This is a genomic window from Streptomyces roseifaciens (genome assembly GCF_001445655.1).
Classification (GTDB): Bacteria; Actinomycetota; Actinomycetes; order Streptomycetales; family Streptomycetaceae; genus Streptomyces; species Streptomyces aureoversilis.
The window spans coordinates 1-26132 of the sequence record NZ_LNBE01000008.1; the positions used below are offsets into that span (position 1 = coordinate 1).

Consider the following 26132-nt stretch of genomic DNA (forward strand, 5'->3'; position numbering starts at 1 on the left):
CTTTCCTCCGGGCGCTTCCCTTCGTTGTGTTTCACACTCTATCAGGAGTTTTTCCGCTCTCCCGCCACCCTGTTTTCCGTAGCCATAAAGACATACGGGCACAGCAGTGGAACCGAGAAAGGATCACTTCCGATAGGTGCCGCCCTCACCTCGCCGGCAGTTGTCTGCGGGCCTCGGTCGTGGGCAGGGATCTGACAGTACATGCCCTCCTCATGCGAGGCAAATCGATTACGCACCGCACACGCCAAGGCCCCGATCACTCGTGCGGAACCGTCAGTTCCTATGACTTAGGCTTCCGACCAGTGCGCCGTCCAGGACAGGTAGTGACGGCGCGTGACCAATCTCCATCTGGGAGGCTTCCCATGACCACCGTGACGTCCCCGATTGCCGGACGCGCCATCGGACTCGCGGCAGTGCCCGATCCGGTCTTCTCCGGCGCGATGGTGGGACCCGGTACCGCTGTCGACCCCGTACGTGAGCCCCACGCCGCGGTCTCCCCCGTCGACGGCGTCATTGTCTCGCTGCACCCGCACGCCTTCGTCGTCGTCGACGCCGAGGGCCACGGTGTACTGACGCACCTCGGCATCGACACCGTCCAGCTCAATGGCGAGGGCTTCGAGCTGCTCGTCAACAAGGGCGACACCGTGACGCGCGGCCAGGATGTCGTGCGCTGGAACCCGGTCGCCGTCGAAGAGGCCGGCAAGTCGCCGATCTGCCCGATCGTCGCGCTGGAGGCCACCGCCGACTCGCTCGGCGACGTCCGCGAGGACGGCGACGTCAAGGCCGGCGACCAGCTCTTCAGCTGGAAGTAGCCGATACCGCTCCCTATGAAGGGGAGCGGCACGTACGACATCCACCGCGGCGGCCCGAGCCGCCGCATCAACCGGAGACGGGTGAAATGGAGACAACGCTGCGAGGCGTCGGCGTGAGCCACGGTGTGGCCATCGGCGAGGTCCGGCACATGGGCACGGCGGTTCTGGAGCCGCCGGCCAAGCAGATTCCGACGGACGAGGCGCCGCGCGAGCAGAGCCGCGCGCGCCAGGCCGTGGAAGCTGTGGCCGCCGACCTCATCGCGCGCGGCAACCTGGCCGGTGGCGAGGCCCAGCACGTGCTGGAGGCCCAGGCCATGATGGCCCAGGACCCCGAGCTGATGGCCGACGTCGAACGGCGCATCACCGTCGGCAGCACCGCGGAGCGCGCGGTGTACGACGCCTTCGCCGCCTACCGCGCGCTGCTCGCCAACGCCGGCGAGTACCTGGCCGGCCGCGTGGCCGACCTGGACGACGTGCGCAACCGCATCGTCGCGCGCCTGCTGGGCGTGCCGATGCCGGGCGTGCCGGACAGCGACGAGCCCTACGTGCTGATCGCCCGGGACCTCGCTCCCGCCGACACCGCCCTGCTCGACCCGACCCTGGTACTGGGCTTCGTGACCGAGGAGGGCGGGCCGACCAGCCACAGCGCCATCCTGGCGCGTGCGCTCGGGGTGCCGGCGGTCGTGGCGCTGCCGGGTGCGGGTGAGCTTGCCGAGGGCACGGTGGTGGCCGTGGACGGCAGCACGGGCGACATCTTCGTCGACCCGAGCCCGGAGAAGCGCGCGGAGCTGATCAAGACGGCCGAGGAGCGCAAGGCCGCGCTGTCGGCGTCGTCCGGCCCGGGTGCCACGTCGGACGGGCACAAGGTGCCGCTGCTGGCGAACGTCGGCGGTCCGGGGGACGTGCCGGCGGCCGTCGAGGCGGGCGCCGAGGGCGTCGGTCTGTTCCGTACCGAGTTCCTGTTCCTGGACGACAGCAAGAAGGCGCCGTCCGAGGCCAAGCAGGTCGAGGCGTACCGCAAGGTGCTGGAGGCGTTCCCCGAGGGCCGTGTGGTCGTGCGGGTGCTGGACGCGGGCGCGGACAAGCCGCTGGAGTTCCTGACGCCGGCCGACGAGCCCAACCCGGCGCTGGGCGTGCGGGGTCTGCGCACCCTGCTCGACCACCCGGACGTGCTGCGCACGCAGCTCACCGCGCTGGCCAAGGCCGCCCAGGGGCTGCCGGTCTACCTCGAGGTCATGGCCCCGATGGTGGCCGACCGCACGGACGCCAAGGCGTTCGCGGACGCGTGCCGCGAGGCCGGGCTGCAGGCGAAGTTCGGGGCGATGGTGGAGATCCCCTCCGCCGCGCTGCGGGCCCGCTCGATCCTGCAGGAGGTCGAGTTCCTTTCGCTGGGCACCAACGACCTGGCGCAGTACACCTTCGCCGCCGACCGTCAGGTCGGTGCGGTGTCGCGGCTGCAGGACCCGTGGCAGCCGGCGCTGCTCGACCTGGTCGCCGCTTCCGCCGAGGCCGCCAAGGCCGAGGGCAAGAGCTGCGGCGTGTGCGGTGAGGCCGCGTCCGACCCGCTGCTGGCCTGTGTGCTGACCGGTCTGGGCGTGACGAGCCTGTCCATGGGTGCGGCGTCGATTCCGTACGTCCGCGCGACCCTGGCCAAGCACACGCTGGCCCAGTGCGAGCGCGCTGCCGCTGCGGCCCGCGCGACGGACTCCGCCGAGGAGGCCCGTCTGGCCGCGCAGGCGGTGCTGTCCGGCGAGTGAGCCGGGCCGTCACCGTCGCGGTGATGTGAGCTGAGAGGTGAAGGGTGTCCCGCCGGGTGGCGGGGCACCCTTCACTCGTTTCCTGCCCGGCGGCCGTCGGCCCGCTCAGACTTCCAGTTGCTCAGTCCTCCAAGGGCAGCCCGGCGCAGTAGTCGACGTCGGGCTCGGGTGGTACGGGCTCGCCGGAGCGGGCGTCGGTGCAGTAGGCGGCGAAGACTTCCGCTTCGGTCAGCGGGTGAAGCCGACCGCCGTCCTTGAGGTTCCAGCCGCGGACGGTGTCGCGGTGATCGGGCCGGATGCTGCGCATGACCACTCCGCCCGGCCGTTCCGTGGCGATGCCCGCCGCGAGGACGGTGCAGAAGAGGAGGGCGGCCGCCTCGCCGAGGTGGAGCAGGCCGTCGTCACGGCTCTCCGTGTGCAGCACGGCCACGAGCGGAGTCCGCCCTTCGGCCGGGATACTGCAGACGAGGTGGTGGGTGCCGGGTCCCGCCGCCTCGATGATCCTCCGCAGGAGGGCGGTGGCCCTGGCGAAGGCGGCGCGGCCGATGTCCTCACCGCAGGAGTCGCAGTCGCCGCGGGTGAGCAGGCCCGAGGCGTACTCCCACGTCGCCTGCTGTTCCGCCTCGGCGACGAGCCGGGGCAGCAGGCGGGCGAGGGGCTCGCCCTCGTAGGCGACCTTGGTGCCGGCGGCTGCGACCTCCGCGGTGTAGCGCGTGCGGCTGGCCGGGGCGTCGGGGTCGAGGTGGGATTCGGTGCAGAACTCCGCGTAGGCGACGGGGTCGAAGAGGGCGACGCTCGTGTGCGTGCCGCGGGCGGCCAAGTCACGCAGCAGGCCCTCCACCTGCCGGATGTAGGTGGCGTGGTCGTCGAAGGTGAAGCTCGTGTAGCCCTGCATGGCCGCGAAGTCGTCCGCTCCGGCCAGGACGGCCACGGTGCTGGGGACTTCGCGGCGCAGCAGGCGCCGTGCGCTGGGCTTGCGCCGCGCGGTGAGCGATCTCTTCCTGCCGTCCCGCTGCTTGGTGTGCGGGCGCTTGCCGCCCGCCGGTCGCTTCCCCTCCTCCGTCAGGCGTTTCCCCGTCAGACGTTTCCCCGACAGGCGGTTCCCCGTCGGTCGCTCGCCCGTCAGCCGTTTCCCCGTGGGCCGCTTCCCGCCTGCCCGCCGTCCTCCGCCGTCACGTGAGTGCGCCATTTCCTCTCCCCCTGAGCGCGTGCGATCAATGCTCACTCACCGTAACGGGAGGCACTGACAATGCGGTCTCGCCCTCGTCGCGGGTGAGTCTGCGCTGGGCGAGGCACATGACGGCGAGTCCGGCGCCGAAGCCGAGCCAGCCGAGGGGTCCGGCCGCGATGGTGCCGGTCACGGCCACGGGGCCGATGCTGCGCTGGACCGCCGATGAGAGGCCGTGGACGCCGAGGTAGGCGCCCTGGGCGGTGGGCGGTGCGAGGGTGACGGACAGTTCCCAGGAGACGGTGGCGTGGAGCATCTCGGCGACGGTGAAGGCGGTCGCGGCCAGGGTCAGGGCGGTGACGGCGATCCAGCGGGTGTCGGTGGCCGATACGGCGAGGGCCGCTCCGCCTGCGAAGAAGGCCGCGGCCAGGGGGAACAGTGAGGTCCGCGCCTTCTCGGAGGTGGTCCCGAAGCGGGCGAAGGGGACCTGGAAGCACACCACGAGCACGTTGTTGAGGACGAGGAGGAGGGGGACGATGCCGTGCGGGACGGGTGTGGCCGTGACGGCCCACAGGGCGAGGCCGACCTTGAAGACGGAGTCGTCGAGGCAGAGGAAGGCTTCGGTGGCGGTGTAGGCGAGGTAACGGCGGTCGCGCCAGGGGTTGGTGACGCGGGCGGCCCCGGCTTCCGCGGCCGCTCGGTCCTTTGCGGCTCCGGCCGCCGGGCCGCCCGCCGTCACCACGCGCGAGGCCGACGGCGGTTCGCCGCAGCGCAGGGTGAGCAGGGCGACGGCGACGAAGGACAGGGCGTCGCCGACGAGCAGCCAGCGGTAGACGGCGGTGGTGCCGACGGCGAGGGCTCCGGCCGCCGCGAGGCCGCCGACGGCCCAGCCCACGTTGGAGACGGTGCGGTTGACAGCCTGGTAGCGGCTGCGGTCGGGGCCGGCGATGCGGGTCGCGTAGAGCCTGGTGAGGACGGAGGAGGCTCGGTCGCCGAGGCTGCCGACCGCGGTGAAGGCGAGCAGCAGCCGCAGGTCCGTGGTCGTGAGGAGGGCGAGCGAGGCGACGGCGCGGAGGGCCTGGACGCCGGCGAGCAGGGTCCGCAGGGGGAGGCGGTCTGCGAGGAGGCCGCCGAGGGGCGGGCCGGCGATGCCGATGGCGCCGGAGACGCCGAGCAGCAGGCCGATCTGGGCGGTGCCGAGCCCGGCGACGTAGGTGAAGTACAGGACGGCCGTGGCGCCCCAGAGGCCGGAGCCCGTCCTGTCGACGAAGGTGACGGCGAGCATGCGGCGGCCGTCCGGTCCCCCCAGTATCTGCATGTGGTGATCCCCCTTGACCCGAATATTGTATTGATACATACTCAGTTCTGTGGTGACACAATATGAGATCACTGGTACGAACGCCAAGGGGATTGCCGCGTCCATCGAGCGCGGCGTGGCCGACGGCGTGCTCGCTCCCGGCAGTTCGCTCCCCCCGGTGCGCACGCTCGCCGAGCGCCTCGGCGTGAGCCCGGGGACGGTCGCCACCACGTACAAGGAGCTGCGCCGCCGGGGCATCGTCGTCACCCGCGGGCGCGGCGGGACCGTCGTCGCCGAGGCCCCCGCCGTCGCCTCCCGGCGCCCGCCGAAGGTGCCCGAAGGGCTGCGCGACCTGGCCGGCGGCCACCCCGATCCGGCGTTCCTGCCCGAGCTGGTGCCGCCCGTGCAGGTGGCCCAGGGCGCGCGCTCGCACCGGGCGGCGCCGCGGCTGGCCCGGCTGGAGGAGCTCACCCGCGCCTGGTACGAGCGCGACGGCGTCCCGTCCGCGCACGTGACCTTCGCGCACAGCGCGCTCGACTGCGTGGCCCGGCTGCTCTCCACCGAACTGCGGCCCGGTGACGCGGTGGCGATGGAGGACCCCGGCTACCACCACCTGCTCGACCTCGTGCCGGCGCTGGGCCTGCGGATCGTTCCGGTCGGGGTGGACGACGAGGGTATGCGGCCGGAGGAGCTGCGGGCCGCGGTGCGCGGAGGCGTACGGGCCGTCATCTGCAGCCCGCGGGCGCAGAATCCGTACGGCGGGTGCTTCTCCGCCGCCCGGCGCGACGCGCTGGCCGCGGTGCTCGCGGAGGCGCCGGAAGTACTGGTCGTCGAGAACGACTACACCGCGGAGATCTGCGGCGCCCCCCTGCACAGCCTGACCGCCGGGGGCCGGCTCGCCCGCTGGGCCCAGGTCCGCACCGTCACCAAGCACCTGGGGCCGGACCTGCGGTGGGCCGCGCTGGCCTGCGACGCGACGACGCTGGCGCGGCACGACGGGCGGCTGCTGCTGACCTCGGGCTGGGTCAGCCACGTGCTGCAGGAGGCCGTGGCCGGGCTGCTCGCCGACCCCGGGGCGCGGGCGCTGGTCGACGAGGCCCGCGCCGCGTACGCCGTGCGGCGCGAGGCGCTCATCGGGGAGCTGGCCCGGCGGGGGATCTCCGCGCACGGGGGTGGCGGGCTGAACGTGTGGGTGCCGGTGCGGGACGAAGCCGCCGTCGTCAACGGGTTGCGGTCCTGTGGGTGGTGGGTGGCTGCGGGGGCGCGGTTTCGGATCGGGACCGCGCCGGGGGTGCGGATCACTACGGCGGATCTGCGACCGTCCGAGGCGGGGCGGCTTGCCGCGGACTTTGCTTCTGTACTGGGTGAGGCTCAGGAGACGTACGGGGGGTAGGGCGGTTTTTCTCCCCTACCCGCCCCTTCCCGTAACTGGGGGCTCCGCCCCCACCCCCCCGTATCGCGCTGAACGCGCTCGTCCTCGAACGCCGGACGGGCTGAAATGGTGCTCGGACGAGCCGGTGAGTGGCCGGACTAGCGCTTTCGGCCCAGGTCCTCGTAGAACTTCAGCAGGTCCGCGTTGTCCACCGAGCCCGGGTTCACCGCCTTCTCCAGTGGCGTGCCCTGGAGGAGGCGCTTGACCGGGACCTCGATGCGCTTGCCGGTGAGGGTGTGCGGGACCGCCGGGACCTCGATGACCTCGTCGGGGACGTGGCGGGGCGAGAGGTTCTCGCGGATGGTGCGCTTGATGCGGTCGAGCAGGCCGTCGTCCAGTTGCGCGCCCGGCGCGAGGTGGACGAAGAGGGGCATCCAGTAGCCGCCGTCCGGCTGTTCGACGCCGATGACGAGGGACTCGCGGATCTCGGGGAGGCGTTCGACGACCTCGTAGATGTCGGCGGAGCCCATGCGGACGCCCTGCCGGTTGAGGGTGGAGTCGGAGCGGCCGTGGATGACGACGCTGCCGTGCGGGGTGAGGGTGATCCAGTCGCCGTGGCGCCAGACGCCGGGGAACATCTCGAAGTAGCTCTCGCGGTAGCGGGTGTCTTCGGGGTCGTTCCAGAAGTGGATGGGCATCGACGGCATGGGGTTGGTGACGACGAGCTCGCCGACCTCGCCGACGACGGGCTTGCCGTGCGGGTCCCAGGCCTGCAGGTCGGTGCCGAGGCAGGGGGCCTGGAGCTCGCCGATGTGGACGGGCAGGGTCGGTACGGCGCCCGCGAAGCAGCTGCAGACGTCCGTGCCGCCGCTCACCGAGGCGATCCACATGTCTTCCGCGACCTCGTCGTGGATCCAGCGGAAGCCGTCCGGCGGCAGCGGCGAGCCCGTCGTGGCGACGCACTTCACGCGCGAGAGGTCGAAGTCCCGGCCGGGGCGGACCTCCGCCTTGCGGCAGGCCATGACGTAGGCGGCCGAGGTGCCGTAGAGGGTCGCGCCGGTGCGTTCGGCGACGCGCCACTGGGCGGCGGTGTCGGGGTGGCCGGGGCTGCCGTCGTAGAGGACGACGGTGGAGCCCACCAGGAGGCCGGAGACGAGGAAGTTCCACATCATCCAGCCGGTGGAGGTGTACCAGAAGAAGCGGTCGCCGGGGCCGAGGTCGCAGTGCAGGGAGAGCTGCTTTAGGTGTTCGAGGAGGATGCCGCCCTGGGACTGGACGATGGCCTTGGGCAGGCCGGTGGTGCCGGAGGAGTACAGCACCCACAGCGGGTGGTCGAAGGGGACCTGTTCGAAGACGGGTTCCACGTCCTCGGCCACCAGTGCGTCCCACTCCAGGGCGCCTTCGGGGGCCGGGGTGCCCAGCAGCGGGATGTGGACGACGGCGCGCAGGGTGGGCAGGCCTGTGCGGAGTTCGGCGACGGTGCCGGTGCGCTCGTGTTCCTTGCCGCCGTAGCGGTAGCCGTCGACGGTGAACAGGACGACGGGTTCGACCTGCTGGAAGCGGTCCAGGACGCTGCGGGCACCGAAGTCGGGCGCGCAGGAGGTCCACACGGCGCCGACGGCCGCGGTGGCGAGGAGGGCGACGACGGCCTGCGGGACGTTGGGCAGGTAGCCGGAGATGCGGTCGCCGGGGCGCACGCCCAGGCGGCGCAGCGCGGCGGCGAGCGAGCCGACCTGGCGGCGCAGCTCGGTCCAGGTGACCGGGCTCGGGTCGTGGATCTCGTCGACGGCGAGCAGGGCCGGTTCGCCGGCCCGTGCGGGGTCCTCGGCGGCGCGCAGCGCGTGCTCGGCGTAGTTGAGGGTCGCGCCGGGGAACCAGGTGGCGCCGGGCATCGATCGGTCGGCGAGGACGCGCTCGTAGGGGTGGGAGAAACGGACGTCGCACCATTCGGCGAGGGCCTGCCAGAAGGTCTCGAGCTCGCCGACGGACCAGCGGTGCAGGGCGGCGTAGCTCGCGGCGGGGTCGCCGGGGACCGCGGCCGGGGCGCCGTGGCGCTCCGCAGCCCACGCCTGGAAGCGGGTGACCTGGGCGCGGGCGACGCGGTCGGCGCCGGGGGTCCACAGGGGCTCCGGCGTTTCGGCGGGCTGCGGTGCGGTGGTCATCTGGCGGCTCCCGGGCTTCTGCGCGTCGTGGGCATCGCGTGGTGGCATCGTCCTCGTGCGCCGCGCGCACGGCGGGGTGTGCGCGTGCCACGGCTGACCAGGACGATGCCACGTGATCGACTCCCGCACCAGAGCCGATGGCACAGTGCGGCGCGCATCGCACCGGCCGCGGGTGGGGGCCGTGCCCCGTCCGTCTCACGCGTGCCGGGTTCCTCCGGCACCCCGCCCTTGTCCCTGCGGGGGTGAACGGCGTCTGAACGGCGGGCGCCGGCGATCGTGCGGGTGGCAGTCTGAGCAGCATGGATGCGCATGATCTGCTGCGGTTAGTGAGGACGGTCCGTACGGCGCGGGGGGTACGGTCCCTGCGGTCGGCGCTGCGGCGGCGGAGCGCGGACAGAGCGGGGCTGCCGCGGCCGGGTGCGGAGCGGGCGCGGGTGCCGGGTGCGGCGCAGGGGGCGGATCCGCTGCCGGGCGGCGGGGTGGTGCGCTTCGCGCGGTCGTCCCTGCGCGTGCGGGTGGCGGCGGGCGGCGCGGTGTTCTGCGGCTGGGACGGGGCCGGGCCGGAGCCGTCGTACGCCCTGAACGGGCCGGGGCCCGAGGTCGACGAGCGGGCGGTGCTGGAGCCGGACACCGACGGCGGCTGGCGGGTGGTGTCGGAGCGCGTGCTGGTGGTGGTGGGCCGGCACGGGACGGTGGAGGTGCGGACGCCCGGGGGCGTGCTGCTGCGGCGTGATCTGCCGCCGCGCTGGTGGGAGCCGGTGGATGCGGAGGGGCGTGAGCGGCCGGGGGCCGGTGAGGCGCGGTGGGCGCTGCGGTCGGAGGTGGCGGCGGATGCGCGCTTCTTCGGGCTGGGCGGCCGGTCGGCGGGCCCGCGGCTGCGGGACGGCTCGTACCGGCTGTGGAACACCGACCCGGACGGTGCCTTCGTGCCGGGTGACGATCCGCTGTACATCACGATGCCGGTGCAGCTGGTGGTGGCGGACGCGGGCACGCACCTGGTGTTCCACGACGACTCGTGGGACGGGCGGGTGACGCTGGCGGAGGGCGAGGAGGGCGCGGGCTCGGGCCACGACCGGCCGGGCCGCTGCGAGGTGCGGATGGACGGCGGGCCGCTGCGCTACTGGGTGCTGGTGGGGACGCCGGCGCGGGTGCTGCACGGCTGGGCGTCCCTGACGGGGGCCGCCGCGCTGCCGCCCGCGTGGGCGCTCGGTCACCATCACGCGCGCTGGGGGTTCGGCAGTGAGCGCGAGGTGCGGCGGGTGGTGGAGGGGTACGCCGAGCGCGGGCTGCCGCTGTCCGCCCTGCACCTGGACATCGACCACTACCGGGGGCACCGCGTCTTCACGGTGGACCGGGAGCGGTTCCCCGATCTGCCGGGGCTGGCGGCGGAGCTGCGGGAGAGGGGGGTGCGGCTGGTGTCGATCGTGGATCCGGCGGTGAAGGCGGAGCCGGGTCAGTGGGTGTTCGACAGCGGGGCGGCGGCCGATGCGTTCGTACGGGATGCGCGGGGGCGCCGGGTGCGGGGGGAGGTGTGGCCGGGCGAGTCGGTCTACCCCGACTTCACCGATCCGCGGGTGCGCAAGTGGTGGGGCGGGCTCTACGGGGAGCGGCTGGCGCAGGGGTTCTCGGGCGTGTGGCACGACATGAACGAGCCGGTGTCGTTCGCTCCGTTCGGGGATCCGTCGCTGCCGCTGTCGGCGCGGCACTCGCTGGAGGGCCGCGGCGGCGACCACCGGGAGGCTCACAACGTCTACGGCCTGGCCATGGCCCGGGCCGGCTACGAGGCGCTGTGCGAGCTGCGGCCGGGTGAGCGCCCGTTCCTCTTCTCGCGCTCGGGCTGGGCGGGCATGCAGCGCTACGGCGGTACGTGGTCGGGCGATGTGGCCACGGGCTGGCCGGGGCTGCGGGCGTCGCTGTCGCTGGTGCTGGGGCTGGGGCTGTGCGGGGTGCCGTACTCGGGCCCGGACGTCGGGGGCTTCTCCGGGTTCCCTTCGCCCGAGCTGTACGTGCGCTGGTTCCAGCTGGGCTCCTATCTGCCGCTGTTCCGCACGCATTCGGCGATCACGGCGGGGCGCCGGGAGCCGTGGGAGTTCGGCGGGGAGGCGCTGGAGCACGCCGGAGCGGCGCTGCGGGAGCGGATGCGGCTGCTGCCGTACTTCGTGACGCTCGCGCACCTGGCGCGGCGCACGGGGGCGCCCTACGTGCGTCCGGTGTGGTGGCGTTCGCCGGAGGACCGTGCGCTGCGGGACTGCGAGGACGCGTTCCTGCTGGGCGATTCGCTGCTGGTGGCGCCGGTGCTGGAGCAGGGGGCGGACCGGCGGGCGGTGCGGCTGCCGCGCGGGCTGTGGTACGACACGGCGACGGGCAAGGCGTACGAGGGGCCGGGGCAGGTGCTGCTGGACGCGCCGCTGTCGCGGATCCCGGTGCTGGCGCGGGCGGGTTCGGTGATTCCGGTGCAGAGGACCGCGGAGAGCGCTTCCGGTCCGTCCGGGCCATCCGGGCTCTCGGGGCTCGCCGGGCTCTCCGGTCCGGTGGAACTGGAGGTGTGGGCTCCGGCTCCGGGCCGCACGGGCGGCGGTGTGCTGGTCCCGGACGGGGGTGACGGGTGGGAGCCGCAGGAGGCCGTGCGGTTCACCACGCGCCGGCGGGACGGTGCGGTGGTCGTGGAGCAGGAGGGTGCGGAGGAGGTGGGGTATCCGGTCCGCGTGCGGGGAGAGGGCGCGTGATGCAGCGAAGGGGAGCGCAGTGAAGTGAGAGGGCGGGCGCCCTTCCCCGGGGGCCCGCCCGGCTGCTATCCGGTTGGCATGAGCAGACCCCGATTCCGGGCCGTCCTGCGGGCCTTCGTCCTGCCCGCCGCGGCCCTCCTGACACTCCTGTCCCTTCCGGCCGCCGCGCCGCCGGCGCAGGCCGCCTCCCCGGAGCCGCGCCCGCCCCGCGGGTTCGTGGCCCTCGCCGACGTGGATCCGACGATCCTGCAGGAGATGCGGTACGTGACCGTGCACAACTTCACGGCCCACCGCGTCGACGGCTACCTGCGCCCCATGTGCGTCCTGACGCGGGAGGCCGCCGACGCCCTGCACCGGGCGCAGCGCTCGCTGCTGCGCCGGGGCTACGGGCTGAAGGTGTACGACTGCTACCGGCCGCAGCGGGCGGTGAACGACTTCGTGGAGTGGGCGAAGGACCTCGCGGACACCCGGATGAAGGCGGAGTTCTACCCGCGCGTGGAGAAGACCCGGCTGTTCGAGGACGGGTACATCGCGGCGAAGTCCGGGCACAGCCGGGGCAGCACGCTGGACGTGACGATAGTGAAGCTGCCGGCCTGGCCGACGCGGCCGTACGTGCCCGGGGAGCCGCTCGTGCCGTGCTACGCGCCGCGGGGGCAGCGCTTCCCCGACAACTCCGTGGACATGGGCACGGGCTTCGACTGCTTCGACACCCTGTCGCACACCCTGGACCCGCGGATCACGGGCGTGCAGCGGGCGAACCGGCTGCTGCTGAAGTCGGCGCTGGAGCGGGAGGGGTTCGTCAATCTGCCGGAGGAGTGGTGGCACTACACCTTCAAGCCGGAGCCGTTCCCCGACACGTACTTCGACTTCCCCGTGCTGCGCCGCCCGGCGCCGTGATGCTCCGCGCCGTGATGCTCCGCACCTGAGTACCCAGGACCGTGATGCTCCGGGCTGCTTGACGCTCCGTCACGGCGGGAGAACACTTCCCGTCCTGACAGGTCCGGACAGGTTCCGAGGTCAGGAGACGCCATGACGGGTCCGTACGTCGCCGCGATCGACCAGGGCACCACCTCCAGCCGCTGCATCGTCTTCGACCGGGACGGCCGGCCCGTCGGCGCGGACCAGCGCGAGCACCGGCAGATCTTCCCCAAGCCGGGCTGGGTGGAGCACGACGCCGCCGAGATCTGGGCGAAGGTGCAGGCGGTGGTGGCGGGTGCGCTGGCCGCGGCGGGCCTGGAGGCCGGCGGGCTGAGCGGCCTGGGCATCACCAACCAGCGCGAGACGACGGTCCTGTGGGACCGCTCGACGGGCAAGCCGGTGCACAACGCCGTCGTCTGGCAGGACACCCGCACGGATGGACTCTGCCGCGAGCTGGGCGGCACGGACGGGCAGGACCGGTTCCGGGCGGCGACGGGCCTGCCGCTGGCGAGCTACTTCTCCGGCCCCAAGGTCGCCTGGCTGCTGGAGCACGTGCCGGGGCTGCGGCGGCGTGCCGAGAACGGCGAGATAGCGTTCGGCACGGTCGACTCCTGGCTGATCTGGAACCTGACGGGCGGTCCGGACGGCGGGGTGCACGTCACGGACGTGACGAACGCGTCGCGCACCCTGCTGATGGATCTCGGCACGCTCCAGTGGGACGCCGGGATCCTGGCCGCGATGGGCGTCCCCGAGGCGGTGCTGCCGGAGATCCGGTCCTCCTGCGAGGTGTACGGGAGGGCCGTGGGGCCGCTGGCCGGGGTGCCGGTGGCGGCGGCGCTCGGCGACCAGCAGGCCGCGGTGTTCGGGCAGACCTGCTACGGGGTGGGCGAGGCCAAGAACACCTACGGCACGGGCAGCTTCCTGCTGCTGAACACCGGGACGCGGCCCGTGCCGTCCAAGAACGGCCTGCTGACGACGGTGGGCTACCGGCTGGGCGGCGAGCCGGCCGTCTACTGCCTGGAGGGGTCGATCGCCGTCACGGGCGCGCTCGTGCAGTGGTTCCGCGACCAGCTGGGGCTGATCCGCTCGGCCGACGAGATCGAGGCGCTGGCGGCGAGCGTCCCCGACAACGGCGGCGCGTACATCGTGCCCGCCTTCTCCGGCCTGTACGCGCCGTACTGGCGCTCGGACGCCCGCGGCGTGATCACCGGGCTGACCGGCTACGTGAAGCGGGCGCACCTGGCCCGGGCGGTGCTGGAGGCCACGAGCTGGCAGACGCGGGAGGTGGTGGACGCGATGTTCCAGGACTCCGGCGTGCGGATCAGCTCGCTGAAGGTGGACGGCGGGATGACGGCCAACGGGCTGCTGATGCAGCACCAGGCCGACGTGCTGGGCGTGCCGGTGATCCGGCCGGTGGTCTCCGAGACCACGAGCCTGGGCGCGGCGTACGCGGCGGGTCTCGCGACCGGCGTGTGGCGCGATCCGGACGAGCTGCGGGCGCACTGGCAGCGGGACGCGGAGTGGACGCCCCGGCGGGCGCCGGAGGAGCGGGAGGCCGAGTACCGGGTGTGGCGCAAGGCGGTGGAGCGGAGCTTCGGCTGGGTGGAGCCGCCCGCTCAGGGCGAGCCGGCCTAGCCCGCCTGCTGGGCGAGCGCGGTGAACCGCTGCTGCACCACGGACACCAGCACCCCCTTCACCGACTCCTTCTCCCGTGCGTCGCACAGGATCACCGGGACGCCCGGGTCGAGGTCGAGGGCGTCGCGGACGTCCTCCTCGGGGTAGCGCTCGGCGCCGTCGAAGCAGTTGACGGCGAGGGTGAAGGGGATGCCGCGGCGTTCGAAGTAGTCGACGGCGGCGAAGCAGTCCTGCAGCCGCCGGGTGTCGGCGAGGACGACGGCGCCGAGCGCGCCGCGGGCCAGTTCGTCCCACAGGAACCAGAAGCGGTCCTGGCCGGGGGTGCCGAAGAGGTAGAGGACCAGGTCGTCGCGGAGGGTGATGCGGCCGAAGTCCATGGCGACGGTGGTGGTGCGCTTGCCCTCCACGCCGGAGGTGTCGTCGACGGGCCGGCCCGCCTCGGTGAGCAGCTCCTCCGTGCGCAGCGGCCGGATCTCGCTGACCGCGCCGACGAGGGTGGTCTTGCCGGCCCCGAAGCCCCCGGCGACCAGGAGCTTGAGGGCCACCGGGGCCGTCGCGGAGCGCGTGCGGCCGCGGTCGGAGCGCAGGGACCTCATGGTTGTTCGTCCTCCGGTCGTGGGGGCGTTCGCGGTGTCCCGCTCCCCCGGTGGAAGGTGATCGTTCTGTAGAGACCATGGTCACGACAAGTCTCTTCCGGTGCGCGGGCCCCGGGCGGGCCGGGCCGGGGCCCGTACGCCGCGCCCGGAACGCCCGTAGGCGATGCCGGGAGCCGCCCGTGCACCGCGTCTCAGAGGGCCCGCAGCGCGTCGATCACCTCGCGCAGAATGCTTTCGTCGGGCAGTTCGGCCGGGGGCACCGGACGGGTGACCCGGACGAGCCCGGAGTCGAGCAGGTCGCCGACGAGCACCCGCACCACGCCGACGGGCAGGTCGAGCCCCGCGGCCAGCTCCGCGACCGAGCGCGGCATGTCCCGGGTGAGCTCCGCTATGTCGAGGTGTTCCGGGGACAGCGTCTGGTCGGCGAGGGCGTGGGCGGCTCCGGGGTGCTCCGCCGGGTCCTCGGCGACGACGACCGCGATGAGGTCGAGGCCGGCGCCGTCCGCGCTGCGGGTGCGCCCGCGGGTCATGGCGTACGGGCGGACCACCGGGCCCGCCGCGTCGTCGTACCAGCGCACGTCCCCGTCGCCGGAGCCGTCCCCGGTCAGGCCGGCGGTCACCCGTCGGCGGCTACGCCGGTGCGCGGAGCGGTGGCCAGGTGCGCGCCCACCCGCTTGACGAGCAGCGTCATCTCGTAGGCGACCTGGCCTATGTCGGAGTCGGCGTCGGCGAGCACGGCCAGACAGGTGCCGTCGCCGGCGGCGGTGACGAAGAGGAAGGCCTCGTCCAGCTCGACGACGGTCTGGCGGACCTTGCCCGCGTCGAAGTGGCGGCCGACGCCCTTGGCGAGGCTGTGGAAGCCGGAGGCCACGGCCGCCAGGTGCTCGCCGTCCTCGCGCGAGAGGTCCTTGGAGGTCCCGGTCGCCAGCCCGTCCCCGGAGAGCACGAGCGCCTTGCGGATGCTGCCGACGCGCTCGACGAGTTCGTCGAGGAGCCAGTTCAGCTCGCCCGTGCCGGCCGGTGCGCCGTCCGCTGCGGTGGTTGTCCCGTTCTCGGCCTTCGGTGCGGTCATCGACCGTCCCCCTCAGATGTGGTTCCTGGTGCGGTTTTTCTCGGTGGTCTGTTCGGTGCGTCCGCCTCATTGTGCTCCCGGCCGCGCTGCCATCCGCGCTGGAGGGCGGCCATCCTGGACCGCACCTCGTCGGCGTCGCGCTCGGGTTCCGGACCGGCGGGGTCCGGGTCGGCGGGCCCGCTGTGGGTGCGGGTGGCCGCCGCGTCCTGCTTGAGCTGGGGGGCGAGGCTCGCCTGGCGTACGCGCCTGGGCAGCCCGCCGGGGGGCGTCCGCTCGGCCCCGGGCCTCTCCGGGCGGTCCGCCGGGGCGGAGGCCGGGCCGGCGGCCGGCGCGGAGGGCCTGCGGCGCGGCAGCGGGAGCGGCGCGTCGCCCGCCTGGTGGTGCTCCTCGCCCTCGTCCGGGCGCGGTTCGAACGGGCAGAGCACGGGGTCGTCGGCCGGTGCGCCGGCGGACGCGGGGAGCCGTTCGCGGGAGAGTCCGGCCCGCGCCGGCGGCACCGGGGCCCGGCCCTTGGTGAGCGTCTGCTCGCCCGTGTCCTCGTCCCCGGACCGGGGGTCGGTCTCGGTGAGCAGGTCCAGGGGGATGAGGACGACGGCAGTGGTCCCGCCGTACGGGGAGGTCTGGAGCGAGACGCGCACGTCGTGGCGGCGGGCGAGCCGGCTGACGACGAACAGCCCGAGCCGGTCGGTGTCGGAGAGCTCGAACTCGGGGGTCTCGGCGAGCCGGAGGTTGGCCTCCAGCAGGGCGTCCGGGGACATGCCGAGGCCCCGGTCGTGGATCTCCAGGGTGAAGCCGTTGGCGACGCGCTGGCCGTGCACCTGCACGGCGGTGTGCGGCGGGGAGAAGACGGTGGCGTTCTCCAGGAGTTCGGCGACGAGGTGGGTGAGGTCGCCGACGGCGGGGCCGCGCACGGCCAGCCGGGGCAGGCGGCGCACCTCGATCCGTTCGTAGGCCTCGACCTCGGCGACGGCGCCGCGGACGACGTCCATGAGGCGGACGGGCTTGCGCCACTGCCGGGCGGGGGCCGCGCCGGAGAGGATCACCAGACCCTCGGCGTGGCGGCGCATGCGGGTGGTGAGGTGGTCGAGGCGGAAGAGGTCGGCGAGCTCCTCGGTGTCCTCGGTGCGGCGCTCCATGGCGTCGAGGAGGGTGAGCTGACGGTGCAGCAGGACCTGGCTGCGGCGGGCGAGGTTGACGAAGACGTCGGCTACGCCGCGGCGCATCTCGGCCTGTTTGACGGCGGCCTCGACGGCGGCCCGCTGCAGCGTGTCGAGGGCCTTGCCGACCTGGCCGAGCTCGTCGGGCCCGAACTCCCGCGGCGGGGCCTCGGCGGCGAGGTCGATCCGCTCGCCCGCGGCCAGGCGGCGCATGACGGCGGGCAGCCGCACGCCGGAGGCCTCGTGGGCCTCCTTGCGCAGCCGGCGCAGGTCCCGCACCAGGCCGCGGCCGATGCGCAGGGAGATGACGAGGGAGCAGACGAGCGCGGCGGCGCCCAGGACGCCGGCGACGGCGGCCTTGGTCAGGACGCGGACGGCGATCGGCTCGACGCGGTCCGCGTAGCGGTCGGTGGCCTCGGTGTTCATCCGGGCGAGCTCGTCGAGCACGGCGCCGGCGGCCCGCTCCCAGCGCATCGGGTCGATGGTCTGCGGGGCGCGGGAGGAGCCGGCGAGGATCGCGGTGTCCTCGGCCGCGCGCAGGGCGTGCGGGCCGGCGCCGCGCCAGTACTCCTCGAAGATCTTCTGGTCGCCGGCGGGCAGCACGGAGAGGTTGGTGCTGTAGAGGATCTGCCGCTCGGCGACGCGGTCGGAGACGGCCCGCAGGTCCTGGCGGCTCATGGTGCCGGTGGTGAGGGCGGCGGCGAGGAGGGCGTCCTCGCGGGCGAGCGCCTCGCGGGCGCGGGCCACGCCGATGAGGGCGCGGGCCTGCTTGTCCATCTCGGCGTCCTCGAAGGCGCCGAGGCTGCCGAGGAAGGCGTAGTAGGGCTCCACCAGGTCGTTGTAGGCCTGGAAGGCGCCGTGGCGGCTGATGCCGCCGGCCCCGACCTTGCCGCGCAGGACCTCGAGGTCGCCCAGGGCCTTCTCGATGCGCCGGTGGCGGACGTCGGTGGCGGGGCTCATGTCGTCGCGGACCTTGCCGGCGCCGCGGCGGAAGCCGGCGGCCGCCTTGTCGGTGGCGTCCTGCTGCTCGCGCAGGACGGCGAGGTTGTCGGCGCGGCGCGGGTCGGCGAGGTGGACGAGGGTCTGGCGGCGTTCCTTCTGCAGCGCGCGGACGAGCTCCTCGGCGGGCAGGCCCGCGGTGCGGATGGCCTCGGCGGCGGAGAGCAGCCGGGCGGCCTCCGTGCCGGTGATGACGGTGGCGAAGACCCACAGGCCCGTGAGGGACACCAGCGGCACCAGCAGCAGCGCCACGATCTTCCGGCGGATCGATTTCCCGCGAAAGCGCATGGCCTCCCCAACGTCAACCCCGCTCTGGTGGGGTGGTGTTCCGACAACAATGCGGCGTGAGCCTACTACTGCGGGGTACGGGACTCGAAGGCCAGTACGGTGATCGGACCGTCGTGGCGGCCACCCGTATGGCGGTAATTCCCTGCCCATGGGAACTATCGGGCACCGTCCATCGCTCTTGTGGAGGGAGCCGGACCGGTGCGGCCGGCCTCGGCACGGACGGCGGCGGGGCCGCCGACACGAGGGGGTGAGCCGTCGTGGAGCGGGTTCATGACGAGCCGTCGCGCCGGGCGCGACCGCCGCTGTGGGTGGAGCAGCCCGCACGCCGGCGCCGGATGCCGGATCCGGTGCGCACCGCCGCGGTGCGCGCGGTCCTCTTCGTCGCCGTGACGCTGGTGCAGGCGATGGTCGCGGCGCTGTTCGCGTTCGCCGGTTCGTGGCTGGCCCTGCCGGCGCTGCTGTGCACCCTGGCGAGCGTCGTGGCGACGACCTGGGCGGTGCTGGACGTGTGGGTCACGCGGCAGGTGTGGCGGCAGAGACACGGAGTGGTGTCCGTGCCCAGCAGTTCGGCGCGCGCGGGCAGACGGGCGCGGCGCCCCGGCTTCCCCTGATCGTCAAGCGCCGGGTAGGTTCGGCGGTTGACGGTGTCGTACACCGGGCACGGGCGGGCGGACGGGCCATGGGGGGGATGTACGGATGGCTGAGCGCGATCAGGCGGTGCATCGCATTCCGGAAGTGCTCCGGGATGCCGGCTGGACGGTGTGTCTGGTCGGTGAGGAACAGTCCGGCAAGCTGGCGCAGGTGACCGCGGGGTTACGGCGCGGCCCGGATCCCTCGGGCTCGGGAAAGCTGATCACCTCCGGCTTCTCCTACTGGGGCCTGGAGTCCACCGTGGCCTGGGCCCACGCCTGCAACGACCTGTACTACCCCGTGATGCGCGAGAGCATCGCCTCCTTCAGCCGCCGCTGGCGGGGCCTGAGCGAGAGACTCCCGGACGGGCCGCTGCACTACGTGAGCCTCGGCCCCGGCACCGGCCAGAAGGACCAGGCCCTGCTGCGCTCCCTCGACAGCCGCGGCCGCTGCGGCTGCTACATACCGGTGGACGTCAGCGCCGAGATGCTGCGCCTCGCCCAGCGCGAAGCGCTGCAGCACCTGCACGTGCCCGCGGCGGACGTGCTCCCCGTCCAGCTGGACTTCTCGATGCCCGCCAACCTCGACCGGCTGGGCACCCTCATCCGCCGCACGGTCGGCAGCGAGCCCGTCGTGTACTCCCTGCTCGGCAACACCCTCGCCAACTTCGACAGCGACACCCAGCTGCTGGCGCTGCTGGCCGAGAAGCTGCTGCGCCCGCAGGACCGCTTCCTGCTGGAGGTGGCCAGCACGGCCGGGCAGGACGAGGCCGCGGCCCGCGCCGCCGCGCAGGAGTACGAGAACAGCCCGCGCTTCCGGGAGTTCGTCACCAGCGCCCTGCTGCAGTACACGGACCTGCAGATCGACATGAACAGCCTCACCTGCGAGGGCCTGGTCGAGGACGACCGGGCCCTGAAGATCAAGGTGATCTACCGCAACCGCACGGGGTCCGAGCTGCAGCTCACGCTGCCCGACCGCAGCACCGTCCGCTTCCCCGACCAGGACACCATCCGCCTCCTCCTCAGCCGCAAGTACACCCGCACCGGGCTGGAGAAGATGCTGGTGGACGCGCGGGTCACCACGGTGGGCGAGACCCACGAGGCCGGGCACACGGCCTTCGACGGGCCCGCGTTCGGGATGACGCTGCTGCTCCTCGCCCCCGGCGACGGGACCCGGCCCGCCGGCCCCAACCCGTTCGACTGACGGCCCGGCGCCGTGGGGCTCCTCGGCCGGCTCAGCCGGCAGTTCTTCGCCGCCGCCACCATCGCCTGCCTGCTGGCCGCCCTCGGCATCTGCGTGTGGTGGCTGACCGTCGCCCGGGGGCGCGACGACCACTTCGAGCCCGCGGCCTCCGGGCTCGCGCTCGTCGCCGCCATCACCGGGGTCTACGCCGAGCGCCGGGCGGCGGCCCGCGAGCGGCGCGCCCAGGCGCTGTACGCCCTCGCCGACGAGCTGGTGAAGAACACCGAGCTGCTCGGCACGGGCTTCGCTCCCCTGGACCGGTTCGCGCCCCGGGCGCGCGTCTACCCCCGCCTGATGCAGTCGGCGACGGACGCCGCGCTGGTGTCCGGGGTGTTCTCCGAACCCGGGCACGGCGAGCTCGTCGCCCTGCTGCACCGCTGGCGCGACGCCGTCCACGACTTCAACCGGCGGCTGGACCTCACCGAGCTGCGCACGTACGTCTCGCGCGTGCCGCCGGAGGAGCTGCTGGCCATCGACGAGGCCATGCACCGGCCCGGCGGGCAGCTCGACGGGCTGCGGCGGCTGCGGAGCAGTGTGGAGGAGCTGCTGCGGGGGCGGTACGCGGAGCCCGGGGTCGCGGTGCGGTTGCAGCAGCCCGGCTGACTGCGGCCTGACGGCACGGGGCTCCGCCCCGGACCCCGGTCCTCGAACGCCGGACGGGCTGATTCTGGTCGGGGCTGCGCCTCCGGCCTAAGCCCCGGTCGGTACCTCCTCCGCCGGGCGCCGGTACATCCGCGTCGCCGTGATCTCGCCGTGGACGGCCTCGGCGCTCTCCTCACGCTGCGGCAGGCCCGGACGCAGGTGCTCCTCCACGCTGATGTACTTCAGGCCCGCCCTCAGGTCGGCGTCGTTGCGCAGCCGGATGACCAGCGGGAACTCGGCCAGGGCCGTGGTGTCGAACAGGCCGGTGGTGTAGAGCAGCTGGACGCCGAGCGCGTCGGCGACGGCCCGCTGGAGCTCCAGCAGGTACGTGGCGTTGGCGCGGCCGATGGGGTTGTCGAGGAACAGGGTGCCCGCGTGGCGCTGCTTGTCGCGGCCGCGGTCGTTGCTGCGCAGCGCGGCCATGGTGCAGTACAGGGCGATGGCCGCGGTGAGCAGCTGGCCGCCGGAGAAGACGTCGCCCATCTGCCGGACCGGCACCCGCTCGGCGCGCAGCACCGCGTCGGGCTTGAGGATCTCGACGGCGACGCCGCGCGGCTGCAGGGCCGCCTGGACGCCGCGCAGGAGCAGGGACATGCCGTCGCGGCGCAGGTCGGAGTTCTTCTTGACCGCCGAGCGGGTCGCCTCGTCGATGACCTCGCCGAGGCGCTCGGTGAGGGTGCTCTGGTCGGGGTCGTCGAAGCGGATGCGCAGGAACTCCTGGCCCGACCACTCCCCCAGGCCCTCGGGCAGGCGCGAGAGGCGCTGGGCGGAGCGCAGGGTGGTCAGGGAGGACTCCACGAGGCCGCGCAGCCGGTCCACGATGCTGTCGCGGTTGCGCTCCAGCTGCTCCAGCTCGTCGGTCAGCACCCGCAGGCGGGGGGCGAATGCCTCGGCCCAGGCGGCGGCGTGCTCGGGCAGGGCCGCCGCGGGCAGCTCGCGGATCTGCTGGCGGGCGGGGGTGCGCACCTGCTCGTAGCGGGTGGAGTTGGCGTGCCGGACGAGGACGTCGCTCGCCTCGCGGACCGCGGACTCGGCGGCCGACAGGTCGCCGGCGCAGCCGCGCAGGGAGCGGCGGGCCTCGGCCGCGGCCTGGCGGGCCTCCTCCAGGCCGCCGGCGTACGGCTCGGGCTGCTCGGCGTCGTCCTCGGGGGAGTTGTCGCGCAGGAGGTCGCGCAGGAGGGCCGCGGTGTCGTCGAAGCCGGTGGCGGCGTCCTCGGCGGCGCGGTGGGCGCGCAGCAGGTCGCTGTGGGCGGTGCGGGCGCGCTCCAGGGCGTCGGTGCGGGCGGCGAGTTCGCCGGTGGCGGTGCGCAGGAGCTCCTTGGCGCGGTCGGCGTCGCCGGGGACGAGCTCCTCGGGGAGCTCGGTGTGGGCGTCGCCGTCGGCGGGGGCGAGGCGCTCGGCCTCGCCGCGCAGCCGGCCCAGCTGCTCGCTGGCCGCGGAGGCGCGGCTCTCCAGCATCTGGACGAGCTCCTCGGCGCGGGCCGCGGCGGCCTGCCGGGAGGGCCCGTCGGCGCCCTCGGTGCCCTCCAGGAGCTGGGCGGCGCGGGTGCGCACCTTGTTGGTGAGGCGGTCGAGCTCGTTGCGGGCGGCGCTCTCGTCGCTCTCGGCGCGGGCCTGCTCGGCGCGCAGGTCGGCGCCGACGCCGACCTTCTCGTAGACCTGGGAGGCGGCGCGGTAGGCCTCGCGCAGGGCGGGCAGGGAGGCGGTGGGGGGCTCGCTCGCCTCGGGGACCTCGTCGGGGGCGCCGGCGATCTCCGCGCGCTCGGCGCGCAGGGCGCGAGCGGTGCGGCGGGCGTCGTCGGCGGCGCGCTGGGCGGCGCGGCGGTCCTCGTCGGCGGCGCGGGCGCGGGCGGCCTCGCCGGCCAGCTCGGCGAGGCGGCCGGCGGGGCAGCCGGCGCGCCAGGAGGCGAGGCGGGCGGCGAGGGTGCGGTCACCGGCGAGGCGGGCCGCTATGGCACGGATCTCCTCGTCGCGGGCGAGGGAGCGCTCGCGCAGGGTGTGCCGCTCCTCGTCGGCCGCGCGCTCGTCGTGCATGGCGGGGTTGGGGGCCACGAGGAAGACGCCGGCGTCCTGGCGGCCCGCCTCCGGTACGGGGGCGAGCAGGGCCTCGGACGTGCCGACGGCGAGGGCGGAGCGGGGCAGCAGGGAGGCCGCGTCCAGCACCTCGCGGGCCCGGGCGTGGGAGTCGGTGTCGGTGATGACGACGCCGTCGACGAGCTCGGGGCGGGCCGCGAGGACGGCGGCGTGCCGGGCCGGGTCGACGGCCTGGGCGAGGTAGCGCCAGCCGGGCAGCGCGGGGATGCCGTGCTCGCCGAGGTACTCCACGGCCGCGAGGACGTCGGGGCGGGGCGGCAGCAGGCCGCCGTCGCCGAGGGCGCCGAGGATGCGGGAGTCGTCGGCGGCGGCGGTGCGCAGGTCGAACAGGTGCCGCTCGGAGGAAGCGACGCTGTCGTCGAGCAGCTCGCGCAGCGCGTCGGCGTTGCGGTCGAGTTCCTCGGCGGTCAGCGGGCCGGACCCGGCGCGGCGGGGGGCGGGCGCCCGGTCGTCGGCGTCGCGGCGGCGGGCGGCCGCCCGGACGGCGCCGGGGTAGTACGGGGCCTCGTCGTCCGGCGCGTCCTCGGCGGAGCGGCGGGGGGCGGGCGGGCGGCCGTGGCCGGTCTCGGTGCGCTGGCCGGGCACCTGGCCGGAGGCGGCCGGCTCGGGCAGGCCCAGCAGCTCGATGAGGCGCTGCTCGGCGCCGATGGACTCGGCGGCGCGGCGCTCGGCGTCGTGGGCGGATTCGGCGGCGGTGGCGGCGTCCGCGGCGCGGGCGGCGGCCAGCTCGGCGCGGCTCTCGGCGGCGGCCGTCTCCTTGGCCGCGTCGGCGGCCTGACGGGCGGTCTCCCGCGCGGACTCGTACGCGGCGACGGCCGGCTTCTCGGCGTCGCTGGCGGCGAGGGCGGCGCGGGCCGGGTCGGCGTCGTCGTCGATCCAGCCGGCGCGGACGGCCTCGGCGGTCTCCTGCTCGACCTCGGCCAGGCGCTGGCGCAGGTGGCCGGATTCGCTGCGGGCGCGCTGGGCCTCGGTGGCGGCCGCGGTGGCGTCGCGGTGGGCGGCCTCGCTCGCCTCCTGGAGGGCGGCGGAGCGCTCCTCCTCCTCGTTGGCGCGCTGCTCGCCGGTCCCGGCGGCGGTGTTGAGGGCCCGTACGAGCTCGGTGGCGGCCTGGGCGCGGGCGGCCAGCGCCGGGGCGGCGTCGCGCTCGGCCTCGCGGATGGCGGCGGCGACGCGCGCGGAGCGGTCGGCGGCGGCGCGGTGGCGCAGGACGGTCTCGGCGGCCTGCCAGGCGGAGTGCAGGGTGCGGGCGTCGTTGAGCTCGCGGCGCTGGGCGGCGGCGGCCTTCTCGGCCGCGGCCAGGGCCAGGGAGGCGTGCCGGTAGGCGATCTCGGCGGCGACCAGGGAGCTGCGGCCGCGCCCGGTCTCGGCGTCGGTGACGGCGTGGGCCGCGGCGGCGACCTGCTCGGCCAGCTCGCCGGCCCGGCCGCGCTCCTCGAAGGCACGGGCGGACAGGCGGCGGGCGAGGCCGCGGGTGCGGCGCTCGGAGCCGGCGTGCACGCCGCGGGCCTGCTCGCGCTTGACGGCCGCGTCGGCGATGCGCGACAGCAGGTCGAGGGAGCCGGCGGTGAAGTCCCGCTCGGCGGTGAGCTCGGCGCGGCGGCCGAGCTTGTGGGCGAAGCCGTGCACGAGGTCGGCGAGGCCGTCGGTGTCGCGGGTGTCGGTGACCGCGCGCAGCAGCAGGTCGGTGAAGTCCGAGTCGTTCTTGACGGCGAAGAGGCCGGCGGCCTCGCCCTCGTCGGCGTTCATCTCGCGCTGGTAGCGGAAGAGTTCGGGGTCCAGGCCGAGCTCGCCCAGGTGCTCGTTCCAGCGCTCGTGGATCTCCTCCCAGACCACGTCCAGGTGGGGGTAGGCCTTGCCGGCCTCGGTGAGGGCGTCGCGGAAGCCCTTCATCGTGCGGCGGCGGCCGCGTGCACCGGAGGTGCCGTCGGCGGCGGAGCGCATCGCGCTGGACTCGGCGACGGGCAGCGCGTCCAGGCTCAGGCCCGGGCCGGGGCGGAAGGAGTACCAGGCCTCGGCGAACTTGCGCGGGTCGTTGGAGACCTGGCGGCCGCGCCACTCGCTGACCTTGCCGACGACGATGGTCTCGCCCGTCAGGACGTGCTGCCACTCCAGGGCCACGTGCCCGCAGTCGTCCGCCAGCAGGAACTTGCGCAGCACGCCGGAGCTGGCGCCGCCCAGGGTGTTGCGGTGGCCGGGCAGCATGACCGAGAAGATGAGCTTGAGGAGGACGGACTTGCCGCCGCCGTTCTCCAGGAAGAGCACGCCGGCCGGGGCGGGGCGGCGCGGCGGGCCGACGGGCTCCTCCTCGAAGAACTCCGCCTGCGTCGGCGCGGGCGTGGGCACGGGCGCGCCCACGCCCCGGAGGTCCAGCACGGTGTCGGCGTAGCGCGCACCGGCGGGCCCGATGGAGTAGAGGCGGACCCGGGACAGCTCGTACATGGCGGACTCTCGTGTGTGGCGGGACGGTGGTCAGGCGGAGTGGCTGTGCTGGTTCTCGAAGAAGGGCAGGCCGGCGTCGGCGACGAGGTCGAGGGCGTCGGCCCCGTCCGGCGGGAGGAGGGTCGCGCTGCCGTCGCCCACGGGCACGATGCCGAGCTCCAGCAGCTCGGCCATGGCGGCGGTGCCGGCCATGTCGCGGACCTGGAGCTGGTAGCGGGCCGTGGTGCGGTAGGCGCCGCCGGCGTCGTCGCCGGTGCGCTGCAGGAAGCCGGAGTCGACGAGGAAGGCGACGGCCTTGGCGATGATGCCGGTGGTGGATCCGGCGAGGCGGCGGGCGTCCTTGGTGGCGCCGGTCGCGCTGCGGCGGGCGTAGACCCGCCAGGCGGCCTCCAGGCCGGGGGCGTCCGTCGTCGGGTCGGTGTTCTCGCCCTGCTCGGCGGCGCGCTCCTCCAGGCGGCGGCACGCCTGCCGGACGAACGCGTCCACGCCGTTGACCGTGAGCCGGCCGATGTAGCCGTCGTCGGCCAGGTCCTCCGGGCGCGGGAAGGCAAGGGCGGCGACCGCGAGGTGGGCGAGGCCGTGCAGGAAGCGGTCGCCGGAGTCGACGGTGGCGCGGCGGGCGTAGTCGCCCATGCGGACGGCGAAGACGGAGTCCTCCGCGGCGGTCACGGCCATGCCGGCGCGCGTGGACACCTCCAGGACGATCAAACCGAGACCGGCCGCGACGGCGTCCGCGAGGCGCGCGAACGCGGGGTCGTCGCGGTGGCGGCGGAGCAGCTCGGCGTACTCGGCGTCCCGCGCGGGCACGAGCTTGGGCTGCAGCCCGAAGGCGATGAGGCGCGCGGCGTCGGCGGCGTCCGCCGGGGTCACGGTGCCGGTGCCGCCGGTGGCGGGTGCCTCGCCGCTCTCGGGTTCGCCCGTGCCGGGCTCGTCGGCCGGGGCCTCGGCGTCGTACTCAGTCACGGTGTGCTTCTCCTGCGGAAGAGGTCGTGCGGTGGGTTCGGCACCGCCGGGATGCGCCGTCGCGGCTGGTCGCCATCGCGGCGGAGGGGCAAGCCCGGCTTCCCGGGAAGGCGTCGTCGACCGTTGCGGCCGCGAGGCTCTCCGTGCCGGTACGGCTGCCGGT

General features: G+C 74.5%; 17 protein-coding genes and 1 pseudogene. 9 read left to right on the forward strand and 9 right to left on the reverse strand.

Translation table 11 applies throughout. The features are described 5' to 3' along the window. Positions 1-362: 362 nt before the first annotated feature. Entirely contained in the window at positions 363-812 is a 450-nt protein-coding gene (locus tag AS857_RS35815; protein ID WP_058047664.1) for a PTS sugar transporter subunit IIA, read from the forward strand. A gap of 86 nt (positions 813-898) precedes the next feature. Beyond that, positions 899-2569: a phosphoenolpyruvate--protein phosphotransferase gene (gene ptsP / locus AS857_RS35820; protein WP_058047665.1), complete on the forward strand. Its 1671-nt coding sequence runs from the start codon at positions 899-901 to the stop codon at positions 2567-2569. Positions 2570-2690: 121 nt separating this feature from the next. Here the strand turns inward: ptsP and AS857_RS35825 are convergent, their stop codons facing one another. Both AS857_RS35825 and AS857_RS35830 read right to left on the reverse strand, forming a co-directional pair. After that, positions 2691-3758: a hypothetical protein gene (locus AS857_RS35825; protein WP_338058298.1), complete on the reverse strand. Its 1068-nt coding sequence runs from the start codon at positions 3756-3758 to the stop codon at positions 2691-2693. 25 nt (positions 3759-3783) lie between these two features. Further along, positions 3784-5055, reverse strand: a complete 1272-nt coding sequence (locus AS857_RS35830; RefSeq protein ID WP_275477396.1) for an MFS transporter — start codon at positions 5053-5055, stop codon at positions 3784-3786. A gap of 49 nt (positions 5056-5104) precedes the next feature. On the opposite strand from AS857_RS35830, the gene AS857_RS35835 reads away from it, so the two are divergent. Then, positions 5105-6427 (forward strand): aminotransferase class I/II-fold pyridoxal phosphate-dependent enzyme, encoded by a 1323-nt coding sequence (locus AS857_RS35835; protein ID WP_058047666.1) that lies wholly within the window; start codon positions 5105-5107, stop codon positions 6425-6427. A 137-nt stretch (positions 6428-6564) separates the two neighbouring features. Here AS857_RS35835 and AS857_RS35840 read toward each other — a convergent pair whose 3' ends face one another. Next, the gene (locus tag AS857_RS35840) at positions 6565-8568 is read right to left on the reverse strand and encodes an acetoacetate--CoA ligase (protein ID WP_058047667.1); all 2004 of its coding nucleotides are present in this window, start codon (positions 8566-8568) and stop codon (positions 6565-6567) included. A 299-nt stretch (positions 8569-8867) separates the two neighbouring features. Here AS857_RS35840 and AS857_RS35845 point away from each other — a divergent pair, with 299 nt between their 5' ends. The 3 genes from AS857_RS35845 (at position 8868) to glpK (ending at position 13847) form a co-directional block, all read left to right on the forward strand. After that, on the forward strand, positions 8868-11294 hold the full coding sequence (locus tag AS857_RS35845) for a glycoside hydrolase family 31 protein (protein WP_058047668.1): 2427 nt from the start codon (positions 8868-8870) through the stop codon (positions 11292-11294). A 78-nt stretch (positions 11295-11372) separates the two neighbouring features. After that, positions 11373-12191, forward strand: coding sequence for a M15 family metallopeptidase (locus tag AS857_RS35850; RefSeq protein WP_058047669.1), 819 nt, complete (start codon positions 11373-11375; stop codon positions 12189-12191). Between the two features lie 132 nt (positions 12192-12323). Beyond that, entirely contained in the window at positions 12324-13847 is a 1524-nt protein-coding gene (gene glpK, locus AS857_RS35855) for a glycerol kinase GlpK (RefSeq protein WP_058047670.1), read from the forward strand. Here glpK and AS857_RS35860 read toward each other — a convergent pair. The 4 genes from AS857_RS35860 to AS857_RS35875 all read right to left on the reverse strand — a co-directional run bounded on the left by AS857_RS35860 (position 13844) and on the right by AS857_RS35875 (position 17959). Next, entirely contained in the window at positions 13844-14443 is a 600-nt protein-coding gene (locus AS857_RS35860) for a GTP-binding protein (protein WP_058047671.1), read from the reverse strand. The two genes, glpK and AS857_RS35860, sit on opposite strands and share 4 nt — an antisense overlap. A 191-nt stretch (positions 14444-14634) precedes the next feature. Continuing rightward, positions 14635-15063: a DUF742 domain-containing protein gene (locus tag AS857_RS35865; protein WP_245700784.1), complete on the reverse strand. Its 429-nt coding sequence runs from the start codon at positions 15061-15063 to the stop codon at positions 14635-14637. Beyond that, positions 15060-15515, reverse strand: a complete 456-nt coding sequence (locus AS857_RS35870; RefSeq protein WP_058047672.1) for a roadblock/LC7 domain-containing protein — start codon at positions 15513-15515, stop codon at positions 15060-15062. The genes AS857_RS35865 and AS857_RS35870 overlap by 4 nt, the downstream gene beginning before the upstream one ends. Continuing rightward, positions 15512-17959 (reverse strand): sensor histidine kinase, encoded by a 2448-nt coding sequence (locus AS857_RS35875; RefSeq protein ID WP_058047673.1) that lies wholly within the window; start codon positions 17957-17959, stop codon positions 15512-15514. Before AS857_RS35875 ends, AS857_RS35870 begins: the two co-directional genes overlap by 4 nt. Positions 17960-18216: 257 nt before the next feature. Between AS857_RS35875 and AS857_RS35880 the strand changes: the two are divergent. The 3 genes and pseudogenes from AS857_RS35880 to AS857_RS35890 form a co-directional block, all read left to right on the forward strand. Next, positions 18217-18555: pseudogene (locus tag AS857_RS35880) on the forward strand (hypothetical protein); the annotation flags it as partial. Between the two features lie 100 nt (positions 18556-18655). Continuing rightward, positions 18656-19792 carry an L-histidine N(alpha)-methyltransferase gene (locus AS857_RS35885; protein ID WP_144440930.1) on the forward strand — a complete coding sequence of 379 codons (1137 nt, stop codon included), beginning with the start codon at positions 18656-18658 and terminating at the stop codon, positions 19790-19792. A 12-nt stretch (positions 19793-19804) separates the two neighbouring features. Next, positions 19805-20434, forward strand: a complete 630-nt coding sequence (locus tag AS857_RS35890; RefSeq protein WP_058047676.1) for a hypothetical protein — start codon at positions 19805-19807, stop codon at positions 20432-20434. 87 nt (positions 20435-20521) lie between these two features. Here AS857_RS35890 and AS857_RS35895 read toward each other — a convergent pair whose 3' ends face one another. Beyond that, the gene (locus tag AS857_RS35895) at positions 20522-25006 is read right to left on the reverse strand and encodes a coiled-coil domain-containing protein (protein WP_058047677.1); all 4485 of its coding nucleotides are present in this window, start codon (positions 25004-25006) and stop codon (positions 20522-20524) included. Between the two features lie 30 nt (positions 25007-25036). Continuing rightward, positions 25037-25876 (reverse strand): hypothetical protein, encoded by an 840-nt coding sequence (locus tag AS857_RS35900; protein ID WP_107105773.1) that lies wholly within the window; start codon positions 25874-25876, stop codon positions 25037-25039. Positions 25877-26132: the final 256 nt, after the last annotated feature.